A 21,662-nucleotide genomic window follows, 5' to 3' on the forward strand; every position below is an offset into this window, starting at 1 on the left:
GATCCAGGGGGCCGCCTGGAGGCGGTCCGGAAACGGCGCGGGGTCAGCGGTGGGGTCTCTAGCGAGGTTTCTGGCCGGGGGCTGGCGATGCTTGGCCTGCCGACGTCTATCGGGCCGCTCTTAAGTCCGGCGGGGGGATGGTCGCTAATGGGCCCGGCACGGTGCATGGAACATGCCTTCGCCGCCGGTCCGCTTAACCCGTATCGGGTAGGAGCCGGCGGCGCTTATGTCCTTGGAGTGCCACAAGGCATGATCTAGATTCACTATGGCACTGCCCCGCGAACAAGACAGGGCAGGCAGGCGGCACCTACAGGGGGGAGTCATGCGCAACAACCAGCCAGTGACGAACGTGGAAACGCCGGTGCCGGACGGGCGTTTCATCTACAGCCGCACCGATGCCCACGGCCAGATCCTCGAGGCCAACGACCTCTTCGTCGAACTGTCGGGCTTTTCCCGCGAGGAACTGATCGGCCAGCCGCACAACATGGTGCGCCATCCGGACATGCCCAGCGAAGCCTTCGCCGACCTCTGGCGCAACCTCAAGGCCGGGCAGCCGTGGAACGGCTACGTCAAGAACCGGCGCAAGGATGGCGGCTACTACTGGGTGCGCGCCTTTGCCTCGCCGGTGCGGGAAAACGGCCAGGTGGTGGGCTATGAATCGGTACGCCGGCGGGCCGATCCGGCGGTGGTGCGGAAGGTGGACGCGGCCTACCGCAAGCTGCGCGGCGGCGCCGGCCTGAGCGTGGAGAACGGCCGGGTGGTGGGCCGCGGGCTGCGGGGCAGCCTGGGCAGGATGTCGCTGGGCGCGCGTTTCCTCGCCGGCATGCTGGCCATCCTCGTGCTGCTGCTGGTAGCCGGCACGGTGGCCATGCTGGGGCTGGACGATGCGCGGGACGCGCTGGGCGCGGCCGCCGGCGAAACAGAGGCCAATCGCATCGCCGGCGTCGCCATCTGGCTCAGCTGCCTGCTGGCGCTGGTACTGGTGGTGATGGGCTATCTCCAGTTCGGCGTCGTGCGCAGGCTGGTGAGCGATCTCAAGCGATTCGAGGATGCGGTGTCCGCCACCCAGCGCGACGGTGACCTGCGGCGGGTGGTGGATGTAGACCGCCGCGACGAGCTGGGCCGGGTGGTCGATGCCTTCAACGCGATGATGGCCAACGTGCAGGCCATCATGATCAAGATCCACGGCGCCGCCGGCGAAGTCTGCCGGCAGTCGGACTCGCTGGCCCACACCAGCGAGCAGGTGGCGCATGGCGCCTCAGCCTCCAGCGAGGCGGCGTCCTCGACCACCGCGGCGGTGGAGCAGGTCACCGTGGCGATCAACGAGGTGGCGGAGCATGCGCGCACCGCCGCCGAGGCTGCCAGGGAGTCCAGTTCGCGGGCGGATGAAGGCGAGGGCACCGCCGGCCGCGCGGCGCAGGAGATCTCCCGGCTGGCGGAAACCACCGCGGCCACCGCTGCAACGATGGAGAAGCTGTCCCGCTCGTCGGAGGACATCGGCCGCATCGCCACCGTCATCCGCGAGATTGCCGAGCAGACCAATCTGCTGGCTTTGAACGCGGCCATCGAGGCCGCCCGCGCCGGCGAACAGGGCCGGGGCTTCGCGGTGGTGGCGGACGAGGTGCGCAAGCTCGCCGAGCGCACTTCCCAGGCCACCTCGGAAATCTCCGGCATCCTCGACGCGCTGCGTGAGGAGACCCGGCGCGCGGTCGATGGCGTGCGCCGCGGCGACGACCAGGTGAAGAGCGGCGTCGCCCTGGCCGAATCGGCACGCGGTGCGCTCGGCTCCATCCGCGATGCCACCGAGCGCTGCCTGCTGCTGGTGGGCGACATCGCCAACGCGACCAACGAGCAATCCGCCGCCGCCACTTCCATCTCGCAGAACATCGAGAGCATTGCGCAGATGGCCGAGGAGAGCGCCGAGGCGGTCGCCAGCATGGCGGACTCTTCCAGGGCGTTGGCCGGCGTGTCTTCGGCATTGAACGAGGCGATTTCTCGGGTGCAGATCTGATCCGGCCGGGGAGGGCGGGAGAATGGAGCGGCTCAATTTCCTGCACCTCACCGACCTCCACCTCGGCGTGGCCGGCATGCGCGAACTGTGGCCGCGGGTGGAGCGCACGCTGCGGGACGATCTGGGGTTCCTCATCAAGCAGGCCGGCGGGCTGGATCTGGTCTGCTTCACCGGCGACCTGACGCAGCAGGGCCGCAAGGAGGAGTTCGCCCAGGTCGGCCTGTTCCTGGCACGGCTCTGGGAGCACTTCGACAAGCTGGGCCAGCGGCCCTGCCTGCTGGCGGTACCCGGCAACCACGACCTGGTGCGGCCGGCGGAGAAGGATCCGGTGTTGCTCACGCTGACCAAGCTGTGGGCCGACCCGATGGTCGGGCCGGAGTTCTGGAACGACCCGCAAAGCCCCTACCGCCACCTCATCGAGGACGCCTTCGCCAATTACCGCGAATGGTGGGAAGGGCTGCAGCTTCCCCGCCTGCCGGCGGGGCCCGCCGCGGGCATGCTGCCTGGCGACTTCGCGGTGAGCTTCGCCAAGAACGGGCTGAGGATAGGCATCCTCGGCCTCAACACCGCCTTCCTGCAGCTCAAGGCCGGCATGGAGGAAGGCTCGCTCGCGCTCAACCTGCGCCAATTCCACGCCGCCTGCGGCGGCAACGGCCCGGCCTGGGCGCAGCGGCACGACGCCTGCCTGCTGATGACCCACCATCCGGCGAGCTGGCTGCGACCCGAGGCGCGCAACGATCTCGAGGGCGAGATCCACTACCCGCCGGAATCCTTCGCGCTCCACCTCTTCGGCCACATGCACGAAGCCGACCTGAGCGCCCTCTCCAGCGGAGGCGGTGGTGAACGCCGCCGGCTGCAGGGCACCGCGCTGTTCAGCCAGGAAGGCTGGGCGAACACCGACCAGCGCCCGCGCACCTGCGGCTACACCCTGGGCAGCCTCAGCTTCGACCACGGCGGCGCCCGCCTGAAACTGTGGCCGCGCAAGGCGGTGCGCGGGCCGGGGCGGAATTGGGACATCAAGGTGGACCATGAACGCTTCGAGATCAGCAGGGGCGGCGAAGCTACCGCCGAGATGGTGTTGCGGCTGCCCGAAAAGAGCGCGGACGCGGCCGAACCGCCGCCAGCCGGGGTGGCGCCCGCCGCGCCTGCGCCGCGCCGCAGATACGCTGGGCTGGTCGGGCCGGCCAACTTCCGGGAGGTGCATAACCTGCTTGCCGAACTGCTCACCAAGGCCGACCTGCAGTCGCCGGTGCGCATCAAGAACATCGCGCTGGACATGGAGATGACCTGGGCGCTGATCCGCGACGACATCATGTCGCGCAGCTGGGGCAAGCGCCTGGAGTGGCAGACGCTGATGGTGGATGGCCGGGCCAAGGCCATCACCCAACTGCGCAACGCCGGCTCGCTGATCTCGCCCAAGATGGCCAAGGCGCGGGAGACGGAGATCGGCGAGTTCTGCGACAGCAAGGCGCAGTACATCGAGCAGCACAACCTGGGCTTCGCCTGCCGCGTCTACGCCGAGGCGCCGCTGATGCACGGCTTCCTGGTGGACGACCGGATTCTTTTCGTCGGCCTGTGCTCCAATGACGGCAAGGCCTGGACGACCTCGCCCTACATCCAGTTCATCCGCAACCCGGAGAAACGCAGCGAACTGGACGGGGACATCGCCAGACATTTCATCCAGGTCTTCGAGGGCTGGTTCGACGCCCACTGGAATGCGCCGGCGGCGCGCCGGGTGTGGCCGCGCGCATCCGGCTGACGGCGGCTGCCGGCAGCGGGGAGGACGGGGTGAAGGCTTTGCAAATCTGGGGTCATCGCGGTTGCCGCGGGGCGGAGGCGCCGCCGGAGAATTCCCTGCGCGCCTTTGCAGCCGCCATCGCCCAGGGCGCGGACGGCGTCGAGCTGGATGTGTTCCTGACCCGCGACCGCCAGCTGGTGGTCTTCCATGACGAGACGCTGGAGCGCCTGTCCGATGGCCGTGGCGCCATCTCCGCCGCCACCCGCGCCGAACTGCACGCGGTGCGGCTCAAGGCCCCTACAGGCGAGCTCACCGAGCACGGCATTCCCACGCTGGCGGAGGTGCTGGACCTGGTCGAAGCCTGGCGGCGGGAGGCAGCCGACAGCGCGCGCGCCCAGGCTTTCGTCGTCAACATCGAGACCAAGGGCCGCGGCATCGCCCGGCATGTGGCGCAGGAGGTGAGCCGGCGGGTCGAGGCCGGCTGGCGCTACGCCAACTTCCTCAACAGCTCCTTCGATCTCGCCACCCTGGCGGAGATGCGCGAGTTGCTGCCCGAACTGCCGGTAGGGGCGCTGTTCGAAGGCCCGCTGGGCCGGCCGTCGGCGCCGTGGGACCTGGAGCTGGAGGAGTTGCGGCACTGCCTCAGGGCCAGCGCCGCGCTGCGGCCGGACACGGTGAACGTCACGCTGCCCTCGCTGTGCCTGCCGGGCGCGGTGGAGCTGATCCGCGCCAGCGGTGCCAGGCCGGTGGCGTGGACCGCCGGCGAACGGCCGCCGCGGTCCCTGCCGGCCGAAGAGGCCCAGGCGCTGATGCGTTTCCTGCTGGCGCAGGAGATCGTGCTGATCACCGATTTCCCCGGCGAGATGCGCGCCCTGGAGCGCAACTACCGCTTCCGCGCCGGGCGCTGAAGCGAAGCCTCCTTACGCCCTGCGCTGCCAGGCCGGCTCGCCCAGCACCCATGTGGCGGCCACGCAGCGATCGTCCCCCAGTGTCATCAGCACGAAGAGCCGCTCGGCGAGGCTGTCCGCATGCGCCATGCGGCGGGCCAGCAGCGGGCTGGCGGCCGGGTCCAGCACCACGAAGTCGGCCTCCTTGCCGGGCAGGAAGTTGCCGATCTCGCCTTCCAGGTAAAGGCTGCGGGCGCCGCCCAGGGTGGCGAGGTAGAAGGCGCGTTCCGCCGCCAGGCTGCTGCCGCGCAGTTGCAGCACCTTGTAGGCCTCGCCCAGGGTCTTGAGCATGGAGAAGCTGGTGCCGCCGCCGACGTCGGTGCCGATGCCGACGCGCATGCCGAGTTCGTGCGCGCGGTCGAGGTCGAACAGGCCGGAGCCGAGGAAGAGGTTGGAGGTGGGACAGAAGCTAGCGGCGGCGCCGGTGGCGGCCATGCGGGCGCGGTCGTCGTCGTCCAGCCAGATGCAGTGCGCATAGACGCTGCGCTCGCCGAGCTGGCTGTAGCGGTCATACACGTCCAGGTAGCTGCGCGCCTCCGGGTAGAGCTGGGCCACCCAGGCCACCTCGCCCTGGTTCTCGGCGACGTGGGATTGCAGGTAGACACCGGGATGCTCCGCATACAGCCGGCCGGCCAGCGTCATCTGCTCCGGCGTGGAGGTGGGGGCGAAGCGCGGGGTGACGGCGTAGCGCAGGCGATCCACGCCGTGCCAGCGGCGGATCAGCGCGGCGGAGTCGAGGTAGCCCTGCTCGGCGGTATCGCGCAGGTAGTCCGGGCAGTTGCGGTCCATCAACACCTTGCCGGCGATGAGGCGCATGCGCCGCGCCCGGGCGGCGCTGAACAGCGCGTCCACCGAGCCGGGATGCACGGTGGCGAAGGCCATCGCGGTGGTGGTGCCGTTGCGCAGCAGCTCGTCGCAGAAGAAGGCGGCGACCTCGCCCGCGTAGGCCGGATCGGCGAAGCGCGCCTCGGTGGGGAAGGTGTAGCGCTCCAGCCAGGCGAGCAGCTGCTCGCCGTAGCTGGCGATCATGTCGGTCTGGGCGTAATGGACGTGGGTATCGACGAAGCCGGGCAGGATGAGCTTGCCGCGCAGGTCTTCCACCGGCGTGCCGGCGGCCAGCTGCGGCAGCAGTTCCGCCGCCGGGCCGGCGGTTTCGATGCGGCCGTCGCGCACCAGCAGCAGGCCGTCCGGGAAGTGGGCCAGCGCCGCCGCGCCGGCATCGGCGGGGTCCGCCAGGAAATGGACGATTTCACCGCGGATGGCGCGCAGGGGCTGGGTCATGATGGCCGGAGCTGATTGTTAACAATCGAGAATATAGGTTGCTGACAATCGGGCCGCAAGCGCACGGCAGCCGCGCCACCGGCGGCCGGAAACGCATCGCCAACCCGCACAGCCTACACGGTGAAGCGGGCCACCGCGCCGCTCATCTCCCGCGCCATCGCTTCCAGGTCGCTCACCGCCGCGGCGGTGCGGCCGACCGCTTCGGCGCTCTCGTCACTGGAGCGGGCGATGGTCTCCACCTGGCTGGCGATGGTGTCGCTGGCAGCGGCTTGCTGGCGCAGCGCGGTGGCAATCTCAGCGCTCACATCCGCCACCTGGCCGGCACCGTCGCGGATGCGCACGATGGCACCGCCGGCCTCCTGCGCCAACTCGGCGTCCTGGTTCACCTCGGCGACCATGCGGCGCATGTCCGCCACCGCCACCCGGGCACTGTTCTGGATCTCGCCGATCTGTTCGCTGATCTCCTCGGTGGCGCCGGAGGTGCGCTCGGCCAGCTTGCGCACCTCGTCGGCCACCACCGCGAAACCGCGGCCCTGCTCGCCGGCGCGGGCGGCCTCGATGGCGGCGTTCAGCGCCAGCAGGTTGGTCTGGTCCGCCACCTCGCGGATGACCTTGACGATGTCGCTGATGCGATCCGACTGCTCGCCCAGCATCTCCACCTTGGTCGCCGCCTCGCGTACGGTGGCGGCGGTGCTCACCATGCCGGCGGAAGTGCGTTCGATCACGCTGCCGCCCTCGGCCGCCAGCCGCGCCGACTCCTCGGTGATGGCCTGGGTGCGCTCGGCGTTCTCGCGCACATGGTTGATGCTGACGGTGAGCTCCTCGATGGAACTGGCGACGGTGGCGGTGGAGCTGTTGAGCACGCCGGCGCTCTGGTTGATGCGCCCCATGGCGCTGCCGACCTCGGCGGAGGCGCTGCCGATGCGGTTGGCGTGGGTGTCGAGGCTGGCCACCAGCTGCTGGAACTCCGCCAGCATGCGGTTGAGGGATTCGCCGGTGCGGGCGATCTCGTCGTTGCCCTGCACCTGCACCCGGGTGCGCAGGTCCCAGTCGCGGCTGATGCGGCCTATGGCCAACTGCAACTCGTTTACCGAGCCGCTCACCCGGCGCACGATCAGTACTGCCAGCGCTGCCACGATGATGACGATGACGCCGATGAAGGCCGCGAGGATGTTGCGCACGCTGGCGTACTCGGCGGCGGACTCGGCGATGCTGCGCTGCAGCTCGCTGCTTTGCTCGTCGCGCAGCGTCTGCACCAGCTTCTCCAGGCTGTCGTTGAAGGCGCTGTCGTAGCCGCTGGTGGACGCATCCACCACCTTGCCGGATTCCGGCTCGTTCACCATGAACTCGTTCAGCGCCAGCCGGTAGCGCTCGCCCAGGGCAGCGTGTTCCTGCAGCAAAGTGTCCAACCGGGCGGTGTCGCGGTCGGCGCTGTAGAAGTTGCCGATGAGCACCCCCAGGCGGTCGCGCACCTCCGCCTCGCGGTCGGCAAAGCCTTTCAGGTGCCGGCCGAAGGCGAGGGCATCGTTGCCGCGCAGCAGCAGGTTCTTCCACTCCTGCACCTGGCCCTGGAAAGCCTCCAGGGCGGAAGTGGCGGTGAGCATGTCGGTGGAACCCTGCTGCACGGTGACGAAACTGCCCTCCAGCCGCTGGTTGAAAGCCGCCAGCTGAAGGAAGGCGAAGGCGCCCACCAGCAGCAGGCCGGCGCAGGCCAGGGAGCCGAGGGCGATGAGGCGGGAATTGACTGAACTGAACATGGGCCTCTCTGAAAAACCTTCTAGGAATATTTGTAGGAATACCTAACGGCGTGCCGGGCTGCGACTTTAGTCTTATATCCCGGCTTAGGCCTGGTGGGCCTCGGCCTTTACCGGGACAAGCGCCTCGCCAGCGGCGAGGCACCACGGCTGGCGCTGCGCGTCGGCAAGCTGTTCGACAAGACCTATTGCCACCGCAGCCGCTTCCCCCCGCCAACACTCTGGTTTGGGGCAACGACGGCGGGCCGGGCTGAGCGCCCCGCTCCGCTTCCGAGAGGCGGGAAATGGCACTGAAACCCAATTCTGGCGAGGGTTTGCTGCGATGCAAAAACGCTGTACAGCGCACCTACAATGGGATACAAGCTGACAATGATTCGCATTTAGTATCCGCCGGGCCGGCCAGCGCCCCGTCACGCCGGCCGGGTGAGTGCAAGGAGCAGAGGGCTGCCGGAGAGCCCGTTTCAGGGATGGCAAGCGCGGCGTTTCCGCGCTTGCCGACATTCAGGACCAAACAAGAACATGAGTACTTCCACTCGCTTTGTCTTTTTCGCCGATCACCGGCCGTGGCTGAACATCAGCCTGCGCTCGGTCATGGCGCTCTTCGGCGGTTACGGCCTCGCTTCGCTGGTCGCCGCCACCCTGGCCATTGGCTTGCCGCTGCCGCGCCCGGACGCGGTGATGGCCGCCATCATGCTGGCCTTCCTGGTGCACCTGCTTGCCGCCCTGTGGGTATTCGGTGCGGCTACCCTGACCCGGGCTGCCGCTGGCCTCGCCATACCGGCCGCGCTGCTGGGCTTGTGGCTGTGGCTGCTGCCGGCGGGAGGCGCGGCATGAGGTTCGACAAACCCCGGCATTTCCGCCAGTCCATGTCCTGGCTCCACACCTGGGCCGGGCTGGTGCTGGGCTGGCTGCTGTTCGCGGTGTTCGTCACCGGCACGCTGGCCTTCTTCCGCAACGAAATCACCACCTGGATGCAGCCTGAGCTGCACAGCGCCCGCGACGATGGCCATGGCCTGGAACGCGCGATCGCGGTGCTGGCACGCAAGGCGCCGGATGCCCAGCAGTGGAGCATCAACCTGCAGGGGCCGCGCAGCCCGGTGATGACCCTGAGCTGGCGCGAAGCCCCGGCTGCGGATGAACGCCGCAGTGCCGGCCGCCGCGGCGAGGAGGGGGGCGATGCGGATTCCGGGCTGGAAGCGCCGGGCGGCCGCGGCGAGGGTGCGCGGGAAGGCAACCGCGGCCACGGCATGCAAGGCGAGGGCATGCGGCGTGAAGGCCGCCGCGACCGACAGGAAGGTACCCGCGCTGCAGGCATGCAGCGCGAGGGTCGTGGGGAAGGCGGCCGGAGTGAGGGCATGCAGCGGGAAGGCATGCGCACCGAGGGTGCGCCGCGCCAGGAGCTCCGCGCCGGTGGCGAACCTGGCGAGGGTGACGCACGGCCGCAACGCGGTGGCGAAGGCCGGGAGATGGCGATGGCCGCGCCCCAGGCCGAGCCGCCCCAGGCCGCGGCCCGCCAGCAAGGTGGCGGCGGCGGTGGAGGTGGTGGCCAGCAGGCGCAGAACCGGCTGGTCATGGACCCGGCCACCGGCGTGATACTGCAGCCGCGCCAGACCGCCGGCGGCAATTTCCTCTATCGCTTCCACTTCGAGCTGTACGGCATGGACAGGCTCACCGGCCGCTGGATCGTCGGCATTGCCACCATGTTCATGTTCGTCGCCATCATCAGCGGCGTCATCGTGCACCGGAACATCTTCAAGGACTTCTTCACCTTCCGCCCGGGCAAGGGCAAGCGCTCCTGGTTGGATGCGCACAACGCCACCGGCGTGCTGTCGCTGCCCTTTCACGTCGTCATCACCTTTTCCGGCCTGCTGCTGCTGGGCTTCCAGCTGATGCCCGCGGCGGTCGTCACCGCCTACGACGGCGACACCCGGGCCATGGCGCAGGAAATGCGTGGCCGCGGTAACGCCAACGCGCCGCTGCCCAGGCCCAGCGGCGAGAAGGCCGCGCTGACGCCGCTGACGCCCTTGGTGGCCGAAGCGGAGCGGGAATGGCCGATGCAGGGCGTGGGTGCCATCACCATCACCAACCCGGGCGACGCCCGCGCCACCATCGAAATCCGCCAGGCCCGCACCGAAGGCCTGAGCAGCCGCGGCGCCGCCCGCCGCCTGGTGTTCGACGGCGTCACCGGCGAGGTGCTGGAGCGCCCGCCTGTGGCAGAGAGCTCCGCGGTGTCCTCTGCCTGGAACCTGATGACGGCGCTGCACATGGGCCGCTTCGCCTCCTCGCTGCCGCGCTGGCTGCTGTTCGCCTCCGGCGTGCTCGGCTCGCTGATGGTCGCCAGCGGCCTGGCGATGTGGGTGCTCGCCCGCCACAAGGACCGCGAAACCCTGGGCCGCACGCCGCGCGGCCACCGCCTGGTCGAGGTGCTGAACGTGGCGGCGGTGTCCGGCCTGCTGATCGCGATTGCTGCTTACTTCTGGGGCAACCGCCTGCTGCCGGCCGATCTGGCCGAGCGCAACCTGTGGGAGATCCGGGTGTTCTTCTCCGTCTGGGTGCTGGCCGCGCTGCATGCCATCGTCCGCAAACACAAGGCCGCCTGGGTGGAGCAGCTGACCCTGGCCGGCGTGCTGACCATGCTGCTGCCGGTGCTGAACGGCGCCAGCGGCGGCGTGCACCTGGGCCACAGCCTGGGCGCCGGCCAGCTGCAGGTCGCCGGCTTCGACGCCTGCGCGCTGGTGCTGGGCGCGCTGCTGATGTTCGCCGCGCGCAAGGTCAGCCTGCATGTGCCGCGCGTCAAACCGGGCGCCAAGTCCAGGCCGGCGGACGCGTCCAAGGCAAAGGAGGCGGAAGCGGTGGATGAGCTGGTCGCCGGCCTGCCGGTCGCCCTGAAGACGGAGGAAGCATGATGGACTTTCTCGTATTCGCCATGGCGCTGGCCGGTTTCAACGCCCTGTGCGTGAGCATGGAGCGCCATGCCAAACAGGTGGTCGGCCATGCGCCGGCCGAGGGCAGGCGGCGGGGCTTCAGCGCGCTGGGCTGGGGGCTGCTGGCGCTATCACTGGGACCGGCGGTGCACTACCACGGCGCCTCCATCGGCACCGCGGTATGGTTCGGCCTGATGACGGTCGCCGCTTTCATCGTCGGCCTGCTGCTCAGCTACCGCCCACGGCCGCTGCTGGGCCTGGGCGGCGCGGCGCTGGTGCTGGCGGTGGCGCTGCTTCTGGTGGTTTGAAAGCATGGGTCTGGTCGTAATACGGTTCAGACCGCTCTCCCTGTAAGAGAGGGCGCACGCTGGTTCGTCCGCGATGAAAAAGGGCCGCATTCGCGGCCCTTCTGCTTTTTCGCGCTACGAAGCCACGGCCAACATCAGGCGTCTGCCCGATACGGCTTGCCCAGCGACAGCGGCGAGTTCAGGCGTATCGTCGCCGGATTGCGCGAGATCGCCACCAGCACCACGATGGTCGCCAGGTAGGGCAGCGAGGACAGGAACTGGGAGGGGAAGTCGATCTGCAGCCCGGCGCCCTGGACGAAGAGCTGCGACACCATCACGCCGCCGAACAGGTAGGCGCCCAGCATCACCCGCAGCGGCCGCCAGGTGGCGAACACCACCAGCGCCAGCGCGATCCAGCCGCGGCCGGCGACCATGCCCTCTACCCACATCGGCGTGTAGAACACCGACAGGAAGGCGCCGCCGACGCCCGCCATGGCGCCGCCGAAGGCCACCGCCAGGTAGCGGATGCGCACCACCGGATGGCCGATGGCGTGCGCCGCCGCCGGCGATTCGCCCACCGCCCGCAGCACCAGCCCGGCGCGGCTGCGGTAGAGGAACCACAGCACCGCCCAGAACAGCGCCCAGGAGCCATACACCAGCGCCTGCTGGTTGTAGAGCGCCTCGCCCAGCAGCGGGATGTCGGCGATGAAGGGCAGGCGGATGGGCGGCACCGCCGGCAGCGCCAGCGATTCGTAGGGCTTGCCGATGAAGGCGGCGAGGCCGACGCCGAAGATGGCCAGCGCCAGCCCGGAGGCCACCTGGTTGGCCTGCAGGGTGATGGCGAGGAAGCCGAACACCAGCGCCATTGCCGCCCCGGCGACCAGCCCGGCGAGCACGCCCAGCCAGGGGCTGCCGCTGTGGTGGGTGGCGGCGAAGGCGGCCACTGCGCCCACCGCCATCATGCCTTCGGCGCCGAGGTTGAGGACGCCGGCGCGTTCGCTTACCAGCAGGCCCAGCGCGGTCAGGATCAGCGGCGTGCCGGCCACCACGGTGGCGAACAGTACGGCGGTGAAGAGATTGCCTTCCATGCGTTTCCCGGTAGGTGTCTTTGCTAGCAGAGGGTGGAGGTTCAGGCGCTGGCGGCTTCGCTGCCGAAGCGCAGCCGGTAGCGGATGAACACGTCGGCGCCCAGCAGGAAGAACAGCAGCAGGCCCTGGAACACCAGGGCGATGGAATTGGGCAGGTTCATGTACTGCTGCACCTGCTCGCCGCCGATGTAGAGCAGCGCCATCAGCAGGCTGGCGAGGAAGATGCCCAGCGGATGCAGGCGGCCGACGAAGGCGACGATGATGGCGGCGAAGCCGTAGCCCAGGCCGAGCTTGTCGGTGAGCTGGCCCATCGGCCCGGCGACCTCGGCCATGCCGGCAACGCCGGCCGCGGCGCCGCCGCACAGCAGCCCGGTCCAGATCGTGCGGCTGGCGGAGAAGCCGGCGTAGCGGGCGGCGTCCGGCGCCTCGCCCGCCACCCGCATGCGGAAGCCGGCGTGGCTGCGGTACATGAACACATAGGCGGCCACCAGCGCCGCCAGCGCGAACAGCAGGCCCAGGTGCAGCCGGGTGCCGTCCACCAGCACCGGCAGCAGGGCAGCGTCGGCGAACATTACCGTCTGCGGGAAGTTGAAGCCCTGCGGGTCTTTCCACGGCCCGAACACCAGCCAGGAGACCAGCAGCTGGGCGACATACACCAGCATCAGCGACACTAGGATCTCGTTGGCGTTGAAGCGGGTCTTGAGCCAGGCCGGGATGGCCGCCCAGGCCGCGCCGGCCAGCGCGCCACCCAGCAGCATGCCGGGAAGCACCAGCGCGCTCTCGCTTTCCCCTGCCCACAGGGCGACGCCGGTGGCGCCGACCGCGCCCAGCATGAACTGGCCTTCTGCGCCGATGTTCCAGATGTTGGCGCGGAAGCCGATGGCCAGCCCGGTGGCGCACAGCATCAGCGGCGTGGCCTTGAGCAGCAGCTCCGAGAGGCCGTAGAGATCCTTCAGCGGGGCGACGAGGAAGAGCCGCAGCCCTTCCACCGGGTCCCTGCCGAGCACGGCGAAGAGCACGCCGCCGGCCACCAGGGTGAGCACCGTCGCCAGCAGCGGCGACAGCCAGGTCATCAGGCGCGAGGCCTGCGGACGGGGTTCCAGCCTAAGCATGGGCGGCCTCCGCGGCGGCTGGCGCAGTGGTTTCGGCGCCCGGCCACAGCCCGCTCATCCACAGCCCGATCTCTTCCATGCTGGCCTCGCCGATGTCGCGCGGCGGCGACAGCCGGCCCTGGGCGATGACGGCGATGCGGTCGCAGATCTCGAACAACTCGTCCAGCTCCTCGGAAATCACCAGCACCGCGCAGCCGCGGTTGCGCAGGTCGATGATGGCCTGGCGGATGAAGGCGGCGGCGCCCACGTCCACGCCCCAGGTGGGCTGGGCCGCCACCAGCAGCTTCGGCGCCTGCAGGATCTCCCGGCCCATGATGAATTTCTGCAGATTGCCGCCGGACAGCGACTGCGCAGCCGTGTCCGCGCCGCCGCCGCGCACGTCGAAGGCGGCGATGCAGCGCTCGGCGAAGGCGCGCGCCTTGCCGCGGGCGAGGAAGCCGGCGCGCACCAGGCCCTGGCTGCGGGCGGCGGTGAGCAGGCCGTTGTCCACCAGCGGCAGCGCCGGCACCGCGCCGCGGCCCAGGCGCTCCTCCGGCACGAAGCACAGGCCCAGCCGGCGGCGCGCGCCGGCGGACAGGCGACCGGCCTCGGTGCCGCAGATCTGCACCGGATGCTTCTCCGCCAGCCGCTCCTCGCCGGAGATGGCGCGCAACAGCTCCTGCTGGCCGTTGCCGGAGACGCCGGCGATGCCGACGATCTCGCCGGCGCGCACCTCCAGGTGGAGGTCGCGCAGGTCCACGCCGTAGGGGTCGTCGCTGGCGCGGGAGAGGCCGGCCAGGCGCAGGCGAACTTCGCCGTCGCCCTGGGCGGGACTGTGTTCGCAGTGGGGCAGGTCCTTGCCTATCATCATCCGCGCCATCGAGGCCGGGGTTTCCTCCGCCGGCCGGCAGTGGCCGCTGACGCGGCCACCGCGCAGCACGGTGGCGCTGTGGCAGAGGGCGCGGATTTCGTCCAGCTTGTGGCTGATGTAGAGGATGGAACAGCCCTCGGCGGCGAGCCGGCGCAGCGTCTCGAACAGCTTCTCCACCGCCTGCGGCGTCAGCACCGAGGTGGGTTCGTCCATGATCAGCAGCCGCGGTTGCTGCAGCAGGCAGCGCACGATCTCGACCCGCTGGCGCTCGCCCACCGACAGCGCATGCACCGTGCGCCGCGGGTCCACCGGCAGGCCGTAGCGGGCCGAGACTTCCTCGATGCGGCGGGAGAGCTCGCGCAGGTCCGGCCGGCCGGGCAGGGCGAGGGCGACGTTCTCCGCCACCGTCAGTGTCTCGAACAGGGAGAAATGCTGGAACACCATGCCGATGCCCAGCTCGCGCGCATGGGCGGGGTCGCGCACCGTCACCGGCTGGCCTTCCCAGTGGATTTCGCCCGCGCTGGGGCGGGTGACGCCGTAGATGATCTTCATCAGCGTCGATTTGCCGGCGCCGTTCTCGCCCAGCACCGCATGGATTTCGCCGGGGGAGACGCTGAGGTCTATGCCGTCGTTGGCGACCACGCCGGGATAGACCTTGCGGATGCCGTGCAGGGCCAGCCGGGCGGTGGGCGGCGGGCTGCTAGTCGTCATGGATTGTTGTGCTCCGGAGGGCCGAGAAGAAAACGGGCGGGCGCGACCGGGCGGCAAGACTGCGGCGGCCGGCGTCCGCGGGCGACAAGTCTAGGCGACCCGGCGGGTCTTGTGGGCGGCGCTGCTGGCCTGGCGGCGCAGGGCCAGCAGCTGGGCGGCGACGGCGATGGCGATTACCTCCGGCTCCTTGCCGCCGACGCCGGGCGCGCCCACCGGGCAGACCAGTCGGGCGAGCTGGGCCTCGCTGTTGCCGCGGGCACGCAGCCGGGCTTCGAAGCGGGCGCGCTTGGCGGCCGAGCCGATGAGGCCGAGGAAGCGGAAGTCGCCGCGCGCGAGCCAGGCGCGCACCAGCTCCAGGTCCAGCGCATGGTCGTGGGTCATGATCAGCACCGCGCTGTCTTCCGGCAGGGCGGCGACTTCGGCCAGCGGGTCGTCGCTGAGGAGGCGGCGGGTGTTGGCCGGCAGCACCGGCAGGAATTCGTCCTCGCGCGGGTCTATCCAGCTCACCTGCAGCGGCAGCGGCGCGAGCACCTGTACCAGGGCGCGGCCGACATGGCCGGCGCCGAACAGGGCGAGGTGCAGCTCCGGCGGCTGGAAGCGCTCCAGCAGCAGCGCCGGGGCGAGGTCGGCCAGCAGCGCCTGGTCGCCAGACTGTTGGGGCAGAGCCTGGAGCAGCGGCTGGAGGTCGGCGCGCTGGTCGGCGGCGCTGGCGGGCAGGATTTCCACCTGGCGGCGGTCCAGTGCGCTCAGGCGCAGCCAGGGGACGTCGGCGGCGGCCAGGGCGTTGGCTTCGGCGACCCAGTGGAGGTCGGCCGGCGTCACCGTCTCGAAGCCGAGCCAGACCACGCCGCCGCAGCACTGGCCGACGCGGGCGCCGAGCGGAAAGCGCTCCAGCCGTGGCGGCTGCGGTGGGGCGGCGAGCTGCGCGCGGGCGATCTCCAGCGCCCGCAGCTCCAGGTGGCCGCCGCCTATGGTGCCGAGGGCGAAGTCGCGGCCGACCAGCATGTGGGCGCCCGGCTCGCGCGGGGTGGAGCCCTGGCAGCGGGCGACGCCCAGCCACACCACGTTTTCACCGGCGAGCAGGCGGGCCTGGAGTTCGGCGAGCAGCAGGCGGTTGTTCATGCCGCGGCCCCCGCACGCTGCTCCGCTTCACGTTGCCGCGCTTCGGTGAGGCTGCGCAGGATTTCCTCCGGCGTGGCCGGGGCGTTCAGCTGCGGGGCGACGCGATAGTCCGCGGCGGCGGCGACCGCGTCCTTGATCGCATGCCATACCGACAGCGCCAGCATGAAGGGCGGCTCGCCCACCGCCTTGGAGCGGAAGATGGAGTCCTCTGTGTTGATGCCGCGTTCCCACAGGCGCACGTTGAAGATCTCCGGCACGTCCGACACCGCCGGGATCTTGTAGGTGGAGGGCGCGTGGGTGGTGAGGCGGCCGTCATCGCTCCAGCACAGTTCTTCGCTGGTCAGCCAGCCCATGCCCTGGATGAAGCCGCCTTCGACCTGGCCGAGGTCTATCGCCGGGTTCAGCGAGCGGCCGACGTCGTGGAGGATGTCGGTGCGCAGCACTTTGGATTCGCCGGTGAGGGTGTCGATGGCGACCTCGGAGCAGGCAACGCCGTAGGCGTAATAGTAGAAGGGCCGGCCGGACAGGGTTTCGCGGTCGTAGGCGATCTTGGGCGTGCGGTAGTAGCCGGTGGCCGACAGCGAGACGCGCCCCATCCAGGCCAGCTTGGCGAGTTCGGCGAAGGAGAGGCTGAGCGGAACGCCGGCTTTCCCGGTGGCGGCAGCGTTGCCGCCGTCGCGGTGAGCGTTGTCGCCGATATGCACCCTGTTGGCGCGGAACACCACCTGGTCTTCGCGTACGCCGTAATGGGCGGCGGCAAATTCGGTGAGCCGCGCCTTGATCTTGCGCGCCGCCTGTTGCGCCGCCTTGCCGTTGAGGTCGGCGCCGCTGGAGGCGGCGGTGGCGGAGGCGTTGGGCACCTTGGAGGTGTCGGAGGCGGTGACGCGGATGCGGGAGACGTCGATCTGCAATTCCTCCGCCACCACTTGCGCCACCTTGGTGAACAGGCCCTGGCCCATCTCGGTGCCGCCGTGGTTGAGCAGCACGGTGCCGTCGGTATAGACGTGGAGCAGGGCGCCGGCCTGGTTGAGGTGGGTGGCGGTGAAGGAGATGCCGAATTTCACCGGCGTGAGCGCGATGCCGCGCTTGATCACCGGGCTGGCGGCATTCCAGGCGCGCAGCGCGGCGCGGCGGGCGGCGTAGTCGCAGTCCGCTTCCAGTTCGGCGGTCAGTTCTGCGATCACGTTGTCCTCGACCTTCTGGCCGTAGGGCGTGAGGTCACGCTCGCCGATGCCGTAGTAGTTGCGCTTGCGCACCGCGAGCGGGTCGAGATCCAGGTGGCGGGCGACCGCGTCGATGACCTCTTCGATGCCGAACAGGCCCTGCGGACCGCCGAAGCCGCGGAAGGCGGTGTTGGAGACGGTGTGGGTCTTGCAGCGGTGGGAGAGGATGTCGACATGCTCCAGGTAGTAGGCATTGTCGGCATGGAACATGGCGCGGTCGGCGATGGCGCCGGTGAGGTCGGCGGAATAGCCGGCGCGGGTGGCCTGCATGAAACGCACCGCCAGCAGGCGGCCTTCGTCGTCGAAGCCGGCTTCCCAGTCGATGCGGAAATCGTGGCGCTTGCCGGTGAGCACCATGTCGTCGTCGCGGTCCAGCCGCAGCTTCACCGGCCGGCCGGTGAGGCGGGCGGCGATGGCGGTGATGGCGGCGATCTGCCCCGGCTGGCTCTCCTTGCCGCCGAAGCCGCCGCCCATGCGCCGGCATTCCACCACCACGTCCTTGGCATCCACGCCCAGCGCATGGGCGACCTGCAGCTGCACCTCGCCCGGGTGCTGGCTGGAGGAATGCACGCGGGTGGTGCCGTCCTCCTGCGGAATGGCGTAGGCGATATGGGTTTCCAGGTAGAAGTGGTCTTGCCCGCCGTGGCGCACGCTGCCGGCCAGCCGGTGCGGCGCGGCGGCGAGGGCGGCCTCCGGCTCGCCGCGGCGCAGGTGGGCGTCGGGCAACACCCGGCTGCCGGCGGCCAGCGCCTGGTCCACGTCCAGCAGGGCTGGCAGCGGCTCGTATTCCACTTGGGCGAGGCGGGCGGCGCGGCGGGCGGCGCGCATGTCCTCCGCCAGCACCGCGAACAGGGCCTGGCCATGGAACTGGACTTCGTCGCTGGCGAAGATGGGGTCGTCATGCACCACCGGGCCGAAATCGTTCAGCCCCGGCACGCTGGCGGCGTCCAGCACCGCGACCACGCCAGGCGCGGCGCGCACCGCGGCGAGGTCGATGCGGCGGATGCGGGCGTGGGCGGCACTGGCGAGGCCGATGGCCGCATGCAGGGTGCCGCGCAGTTCGGGCTGGTCGTCGATGTAGGTGGCGCCGCCGGTGACGTGCAGCACCGCGGATTCATGGGCGAGGCCGCTGCCCACCGCGCCTTGCACCGCCGGCGCGGCGACATGGTCTGCGGGAATGGCGAGATCCACCGCTTCAGACGGCTGCACGGCGGCTCTCCTCGTCGTGGATGCGGGTGGGGAACTGGCCTTGCAGTTCGAGCTGCAGCCGGGTCAGCAGGTTCTGGGCGACCTGCAGGCGGTAGCCGGCGCTGGCGCGCATGTCGGACAGGGGCTGGAAGTCCTTCGCCAGCGCGGCACGGGCGTCGGCCACTGCGGCTTCATCCAGCGGCCGGCCGCGCAGCGCGGCTTCGGCGCCGGCGGCGCGCTTGGGAATGCCCGCCATGCCGCCGTAGGCCAGCCGGGCGTCGACTACGATGCCGTCCTCCAGCCGCAGGGCGAAGCCGGCGAATACCGCGGAGATGTCCTGGTCCTGGCGCTTGGCCACCTTCCAGGCGCGGAAGACGAAGCCGGCCTGCGCCGGCCGGCGCGGGATGCGCACTGCCTGCACGAACTCGCCGGCGGCCAGATCTTTCTTGCGGTAGTCGAGGTAGAGCGCTTCCAACGGCAGGCTGCGTACCTGTTGATCCCGGCGCAGCACCACCTCGGCGCCGAGGGCGATCAGCGCCGGCATTGAGTCGCCGATGGGGCTGCCGTTGGCGACGTTGCCGCACAGGGTGCCGCTGTTGCGGATGGGCCGCGAGGCGAAGCGGCGGTACAGCTCGGTGGCCTCCGGATACTCGCGCAGCAGGGCGGCGAAGGCGGTTTCCAGGCTGACGGCGGCGCCGATCTCCAGCCAGTTGCCGCGCGCATCCCGGTACTCGCCAGCGTGGGCGAATTCCCGCACCGCGCCGGTGTGCAGCAGCAGCGGCAGCGGCTTCAGCTGCTTGGTCACCCACAGGCCGACGTCGGTCCCGCCGGCGAGTATCGTGGCCTGCGGCGCCTCCGCATATTGGCGGGCGAAGTCGGTGGCGCTGCACGGCGCCAGATAGCGGCCGGACGGGTGGTCGATCCGCAGCGCTTCGCCATCGTCCAGCGCGGCGAGGCGGGTAAGCAGGGCGGCTTCCGCCGCCGGGTCGTTGCGCCAGGCTGGCGGCGGCAGCTGGGCGGAGTGCGGCGCCGGCAGCGCATACATCTGCCGGCCTGCGTCCAGGATGGGGCGGTAGCCGGTGCAGCGGCAGAGGTTGCCGGAAAGGGCGTCGGCCAGGGCGGTGTCGTCCGGCTTGGGCTGCGTCTGGTAGAGGCCGAACAGGGACATGACGAAGCCCGGCGTGCAGAAGCCGCACTGGGAACCGTGGCACTCCACCATGGCGCGCTGGGCGGGATGCAGCGTGCCGTCCGCCGCGCGCAGGCTCTCCACGGTGAACAGCGCCTTGCCATGCACCGTCGGCAGGAAGCGGATGCAGGCGTTGACCGCCTGCCAGCGCAGCCGGCCCTCATGCGCCTCGGCCAGAACCACCGTACAGGCGCCGCAGTCGCCCTCGGCGCAGCCTTCCTTGGTGCCGCTGCGGCCGGCATGTTCGCGCAGCCAGTCCAGCAGCGTGGTGGTCGGCGCGAGGCCGCCGACCTGGACCTCGCGGCCGTCGAGCAGGAAGCGGATGGTCTGGCTCATCGCGGATGGCTCCGGATCGGAATGCGGCGGCATGCTGCGGGGCTGGCGGTAGGCGGGGGCATGAGAAGAGAAAGGCGCTTGGATGCCTTTCAATTTGGCCGTGGCGGACAATATTGTCAACAATCCTCGTCTTGGCAATTGCTTGATATTTCGAATGATTTATACGCCATATTGGTGCGCATCGAGGCCCTGATGCACCAATGAAGAGCGAGGCTAGGGCCGAAGTCTGGCAGGGCGGCGCCGAATCCATCCAAGCGTCTGCCGAATTGTTGACAATGCCCAGGCCCGACTTACACACTCCGCCATCTTTCTTCGAGCATGCCGAATTGGCCCCCTCGTCCCTGAAATCTCCGCCCCAAGACGCCGGCGTCGAGGCCCTGGTCCTCGGCAGGACGCCGCGTGCCGGCGGCCAGGAGGCGGAGCGGATGTTCGACACCTTGCGCAACGCGGTGCTGGACCAGCGTTTGCCGCCGGGCATGCAACTGAAGGAGCAGGCGCTGGCGGATGCCTTCAAGGTGAATCGTGCGCTGGTGCGGGCGGTGCTGGCGCGTCTGGAAAGCGCCCGGCTGGTGGAGCACCGGCCCAATCGCGGCGTGTTCGTGGCAACACCGACGGTGGCGGAGGCGCGCGACATCTTCGCCGCGCGTCGCGTCATCGAGGCCGCGCTGGTGCGCACGCTGACCGCGGTGGCGACGCCGGCCGGCCTGGCGGAGATGCAAGCACTGGTTGAGCGCGAACAGGCTGCCTACCGCAGCGGCGACCTGCGCGCCGGGCTGAGGCTGTCGGTCGAATTCCACCGTCTGCTGGCGCGCCTGGCCGGCAACTCGGTGCTGGGCAATTTCCTGGAAGAGTTGGTGGCGCGTACGCCGCTGGTGGTGCTGTCCTACAAGGGCAGCGATACCCCGTCGTGCGCGCTGGACGAGCATTCCGCCATTGTGGAGGCGATTGCGGTGGGCGATGCTGAGCGGGCGGTGACGCTGATGGACGCTCATCTGAACCATCTGGAAGCCAGGCTGGAGAGCGGCTTCCGCGCGGCCAGCGGCGAGGCCGACATCGCTGCCATGCTGGGGCTGGCGCCAGCGCGCTGAGCCCGCCGCCGATGCCTTCGTTCAGGGCAGGCGCAGGCGGCTCTGGCGCGGAATGTGGCGGGTGAGGAAGTCCATCTGGTCCGCCAGGATGCTGCGGTTGCAGAGGATCAGGTACTCCGCCTTGTTCGGCACATAGGGCGCGTACAGCAGCGCCATGCGCGCTTGCTCCGGCGTGCGCCCGCTCTTGCGCTGGTTGCAGGGGCGGCAGGCGGTGACCACGTTCATCCAGATGTCCCGCCCGCCCTGGGAGACCGGCGCCACATGGTCGCGGGTGAGCTGGCTGCCTGGCAGCCGATGGCCGCAATAGGCGCAGAGATGGCGGTCGCGGCGGAAGAGTTCGCGGTTGTTCAACGGCGGCACCTGGGTCAGGGCGCCGGGGCGCAGCAGGCGGCCCTTGATGGCGATGATGCTCTGGGTTGTGATCTCGGAGCGCTCGCCGGTCGCGCGGGAGATGCCGCCGAGAAAGTGGAATTCGCGTTCGCCCAGGCTCCAGGCGACCATGCCGCGGGCATGGTAGTGGCAGGCGGCCTGCCAGGAGATCCAGCGGTGCGGGGTGCCGTTGGCGTCCAGCGAGAGTATCCACGGATGGTGCCCGTCCTCATGCCGGCTTGGCACCTCGGGTTCCATGAGCGTCATCGAGCTTTCGATCAGCACGCTTCCTCCATCACGGTGGTGCGCGCCCTGGGCCCTGTTCTTCGTGCTGCGGCACGCGTTCGTCAATCAGAACAGACTTTTACCGGCGCGCGCAAGTGCCGCCATTCAGCAGTGGCGGATGGCGCTGGCCGGGCGGCCTGGGTTCATCGGTGGGGCAGAGGC

The 21,662-nt window shown here is 70.0% G+C and carries 17 protein-coding genes; 8 read left to right on the top strand and 9 right to left on the bottom strand.

Going from position 1 to position 21,662, the window contains the following annotated elements:
* Positions 1-322: 322 nt before the first annotated feature.
* Genes GRF61_RS17500 through GRF61_RS17510 form a run of 3 tightly spaced genes read left to right on the top strand, consistent with a single transcriptional unit; the run spans position 323 to position 4,657 of the window.
* On the top strand, positions 323-2,011 hold the full coding sequence (locus GRF61_RS17500; protein ID WP_169151916.1) for a PAS domain-containing methyl-accepting chemotaxis protein: 1,689 nt from the start codon (positions 323-325) through the stop codon (positions 2,009-2,011).
* A 22-nt stretch (positions 2,012-2,033) separates the two neighbouring features.
* Entirely contained in the window at positions 2,034-3,770 is a 1,737-nt protein-coding gene (locus GRF61_RS17505; RefSeq protein WP_169151917.1) for a metallophosphoesterase, read from the top strand.
* Between the two features lie 29 nt (positions 3,771-3,799).
* Positions 3,800-4,657, top strand: coding sequence for a glycerophosphodiester phosphodiesterase (locus tag GRF61_RS17510; protein WP_169151918.1), 858 nt, complete (start codon positions 3,800-3,802; stop codon positions 4,655-4,657).
* Positions 4,658-4,669: 12 nt separating this feature from the next.
* Here GRF61_RS17510 and guaD read toward each other — a convergent pair whose 3' ends face one another.
* Entirely contained in the window at positions 4,670-5,977 is a 1,308-nt protein-coding gene (guaD, locus tag GRF61_RS17515; RefSeq protein WP_211166047.1) for a guanine deaminase, read from the bottom strand.
* Between the two features lie 113 nt (positions 5,978-6,090).
* Entirely contained in the window at positions 6,091-7,734 is a 1,644-nt protein-coding gene (locus GRF61_RS17520) for a HAMP domain-containing methyl-accepting chemotaxis protein (RefSeq protein WP_169151919.1), read from the bottom strand.
* 516 nt (positions 7,735-8,250) lie between these two features.
* Between GRF61_RS17520 and GRF61_RS17525 the strand changes: the two genes are divergently transcribed.
* The 3 genes from GRF61_RS17525 to GRF61_RS17535 are packed head-to-tail and all read left to right on the top strand — an operon-like array spanning position 8,251 to position 10,963.
* Entirely contained in the window at positions 8,251-8,565 is a 315-nt protein-coding gene (locus tag GRF61_RS17525; protein ID WP_169151920.1) for a hypothetical protein, read from the top strand.
* Complete coding sequence (locus GRF61_RS17530; protein ID WP_169151921.1) at positions 8,562-10,637, top strand: PepSY-associated TM helix domain-containing protein; 2,076 nt, start codon at positions 8,562-8,564, stop codon at positions 10,635-10,637. The genes GRF61_RS17525 and GRF61_RS17530 overlap by 4 nt, the downstream gene beginning before the upstream one ends.
* Entirely contained in the window at positions 10,634-10,963 is a 330-nt protein-coding gene (locus GRF61_RS17535) for a DUF3325 domain-containing protein (RefSeq protein ID WP_169151922.1), read from the top strand. The genes GRF61_RS17530 and GRF61_RS17535 overlap by 4 nt, the downstream gene beginning before the upstream one ends.
* Before the next feature lie 134 nt (positions 10,964-11,097).
* Here GRF61_RS17535 and GRF61_RS17540 read toward each other — a convergent pair whose 3' ends face one another.
* The 6 genes from GRF61_RS17540 to xdhA all read right to left on the bottom strand — a co-directional run bounded on the left by GRF61_RS17540 (position 11,098) and on the right by xdhA (position 19,758).
* A complete protein-coding gene (locus GRF61_RS17540; protein WP_169151923.1) occupies positions 11,098-12,030 on the bottom strand; it encodes an ABC transporter permease in 933 nt (310 codons plus the stop codon).
* A gap of 41 nt (positions 12,031-12,071) precedes the next feature.
* Positions 12,072-13,142 carry an ABC transporter permease gene (locus GRF61_RS17545; protein ID WP_169151924.1) on the bottom strand — a complete coding sequence of 357 codons (1,071 nt, stop codon included), beginning with the start codon at positions 13,140-13,142 and terminating at the stop codon, positions 12,072-12,074.
* Positions 13,135-14,703, bottom strand: coding sequence for an ABC transporter ATP-binding protein (locus tag GRF61_RS17550; RefSeq protein WP_169151925.1), 1,569 nt, complete (start codon positions 14,701-14,703; stop codon positions 13,135-13,137). The genes GRF61_RS17545 and GRF61_RS17550 overlap by 8 nt, the downstream gene beginning before the upstream one ends.
* A gap of 90 nt (positions 14,704-14,793) precedes the next feature.
* Positions 14,794-15,825 carry a xanthine dehydrogenase accessory protein XdhC gene (gene xdhC / locus GRF61_RS17555; protein ID WP_169151926.1) on the bottom strand — a complete coding sequence of 344 codons (1,032 nt, stop codon included), beginning with the start codon at positions 15,823-15,825 and terminating at the stop codon, positions 14,794-14,796.
* Complete coding sequence (gene xdhB, locus GRF61_RS17560) at positions 15,822-18,257, bottom strand: xanthine dehydrogenase molybdopterin binding subunit (RefSeq protein ID WP_169151927.1); 2,436 nt, start codon at positions 18,255-18,257, stop codon at positions 15,822-15,824. The genes xdhC and xdhB overlap by 4 nt, the downstream gene beginning before the upstream one ends.
* On the bottom strand, positions 18,244-19,758 hold the full coding sequence (xdhA, locus tag GRF61_RS17565; RefSeq protein WP_248281305.1) for a xanthine dehydrogenase small subunit: 1,515 nt from the start codon (positions 19,756-19,758) through the stop codon (positions 18,244-18,246). Before xdhA ends, xdhB begins: the two co-directional genes overlap by 14 nt.
* A gap of 425 nt (positions 19,759-20,183) precedes the next feature.
* Between xdhA and GRF61_RS17570 the strand changes: the two genes are divergently transcribed.
* A complete protein-coding gene (locus tag GRF61_RS17570; RefSeq protein ID WP_169151929.1) occupies positions 20,184-20,846 on the top strand; it encodes a GntR family transcriptional regulator in 663 nt (220 codons plus the stop codon).
* A 21-nt stretch (positions 20,847-20,867) separates the two neighbouring features.
* Here the strand turns inward: GRF61_RS17570 and GRF61_RS17575 are convergent, their stop codons facing one another.
* Positions 20,868-21,482: an HNH endonuclease gene (locus GRF61_RS17575; protein ID WP_169151931.1), complete on the bottom strand. Its 615-nt coding sequence runs from the start codon at positions 21,480-21,482 to the stop codon at positions 20,868-20,870.
* On the opposite strand from GRF61_RS17575, the gene GRF61_RS24635 reads away from it, so the two are divergent.
* Positions 21,472-21,662 (top strand): hypothetical protein (locus GRF61_RS24635; protein ID WP_211166048.1); only part of this gene is annotated, 191 nt, incomplete at its 3' end. The genes GRF61_RS17575 and GRF61_RS24635 overlap by 11 nt on opposite strands.

The organism is Azoarcus sp. TTM-91, from assembly GCF_012911025.1.
Taxonomy (GTDB): domain Bacteria; phylum Pseudomonadota; class Gammaproteobacteria; order Burkholderiales; family Rhodocyclaceae; genus Azoarcus.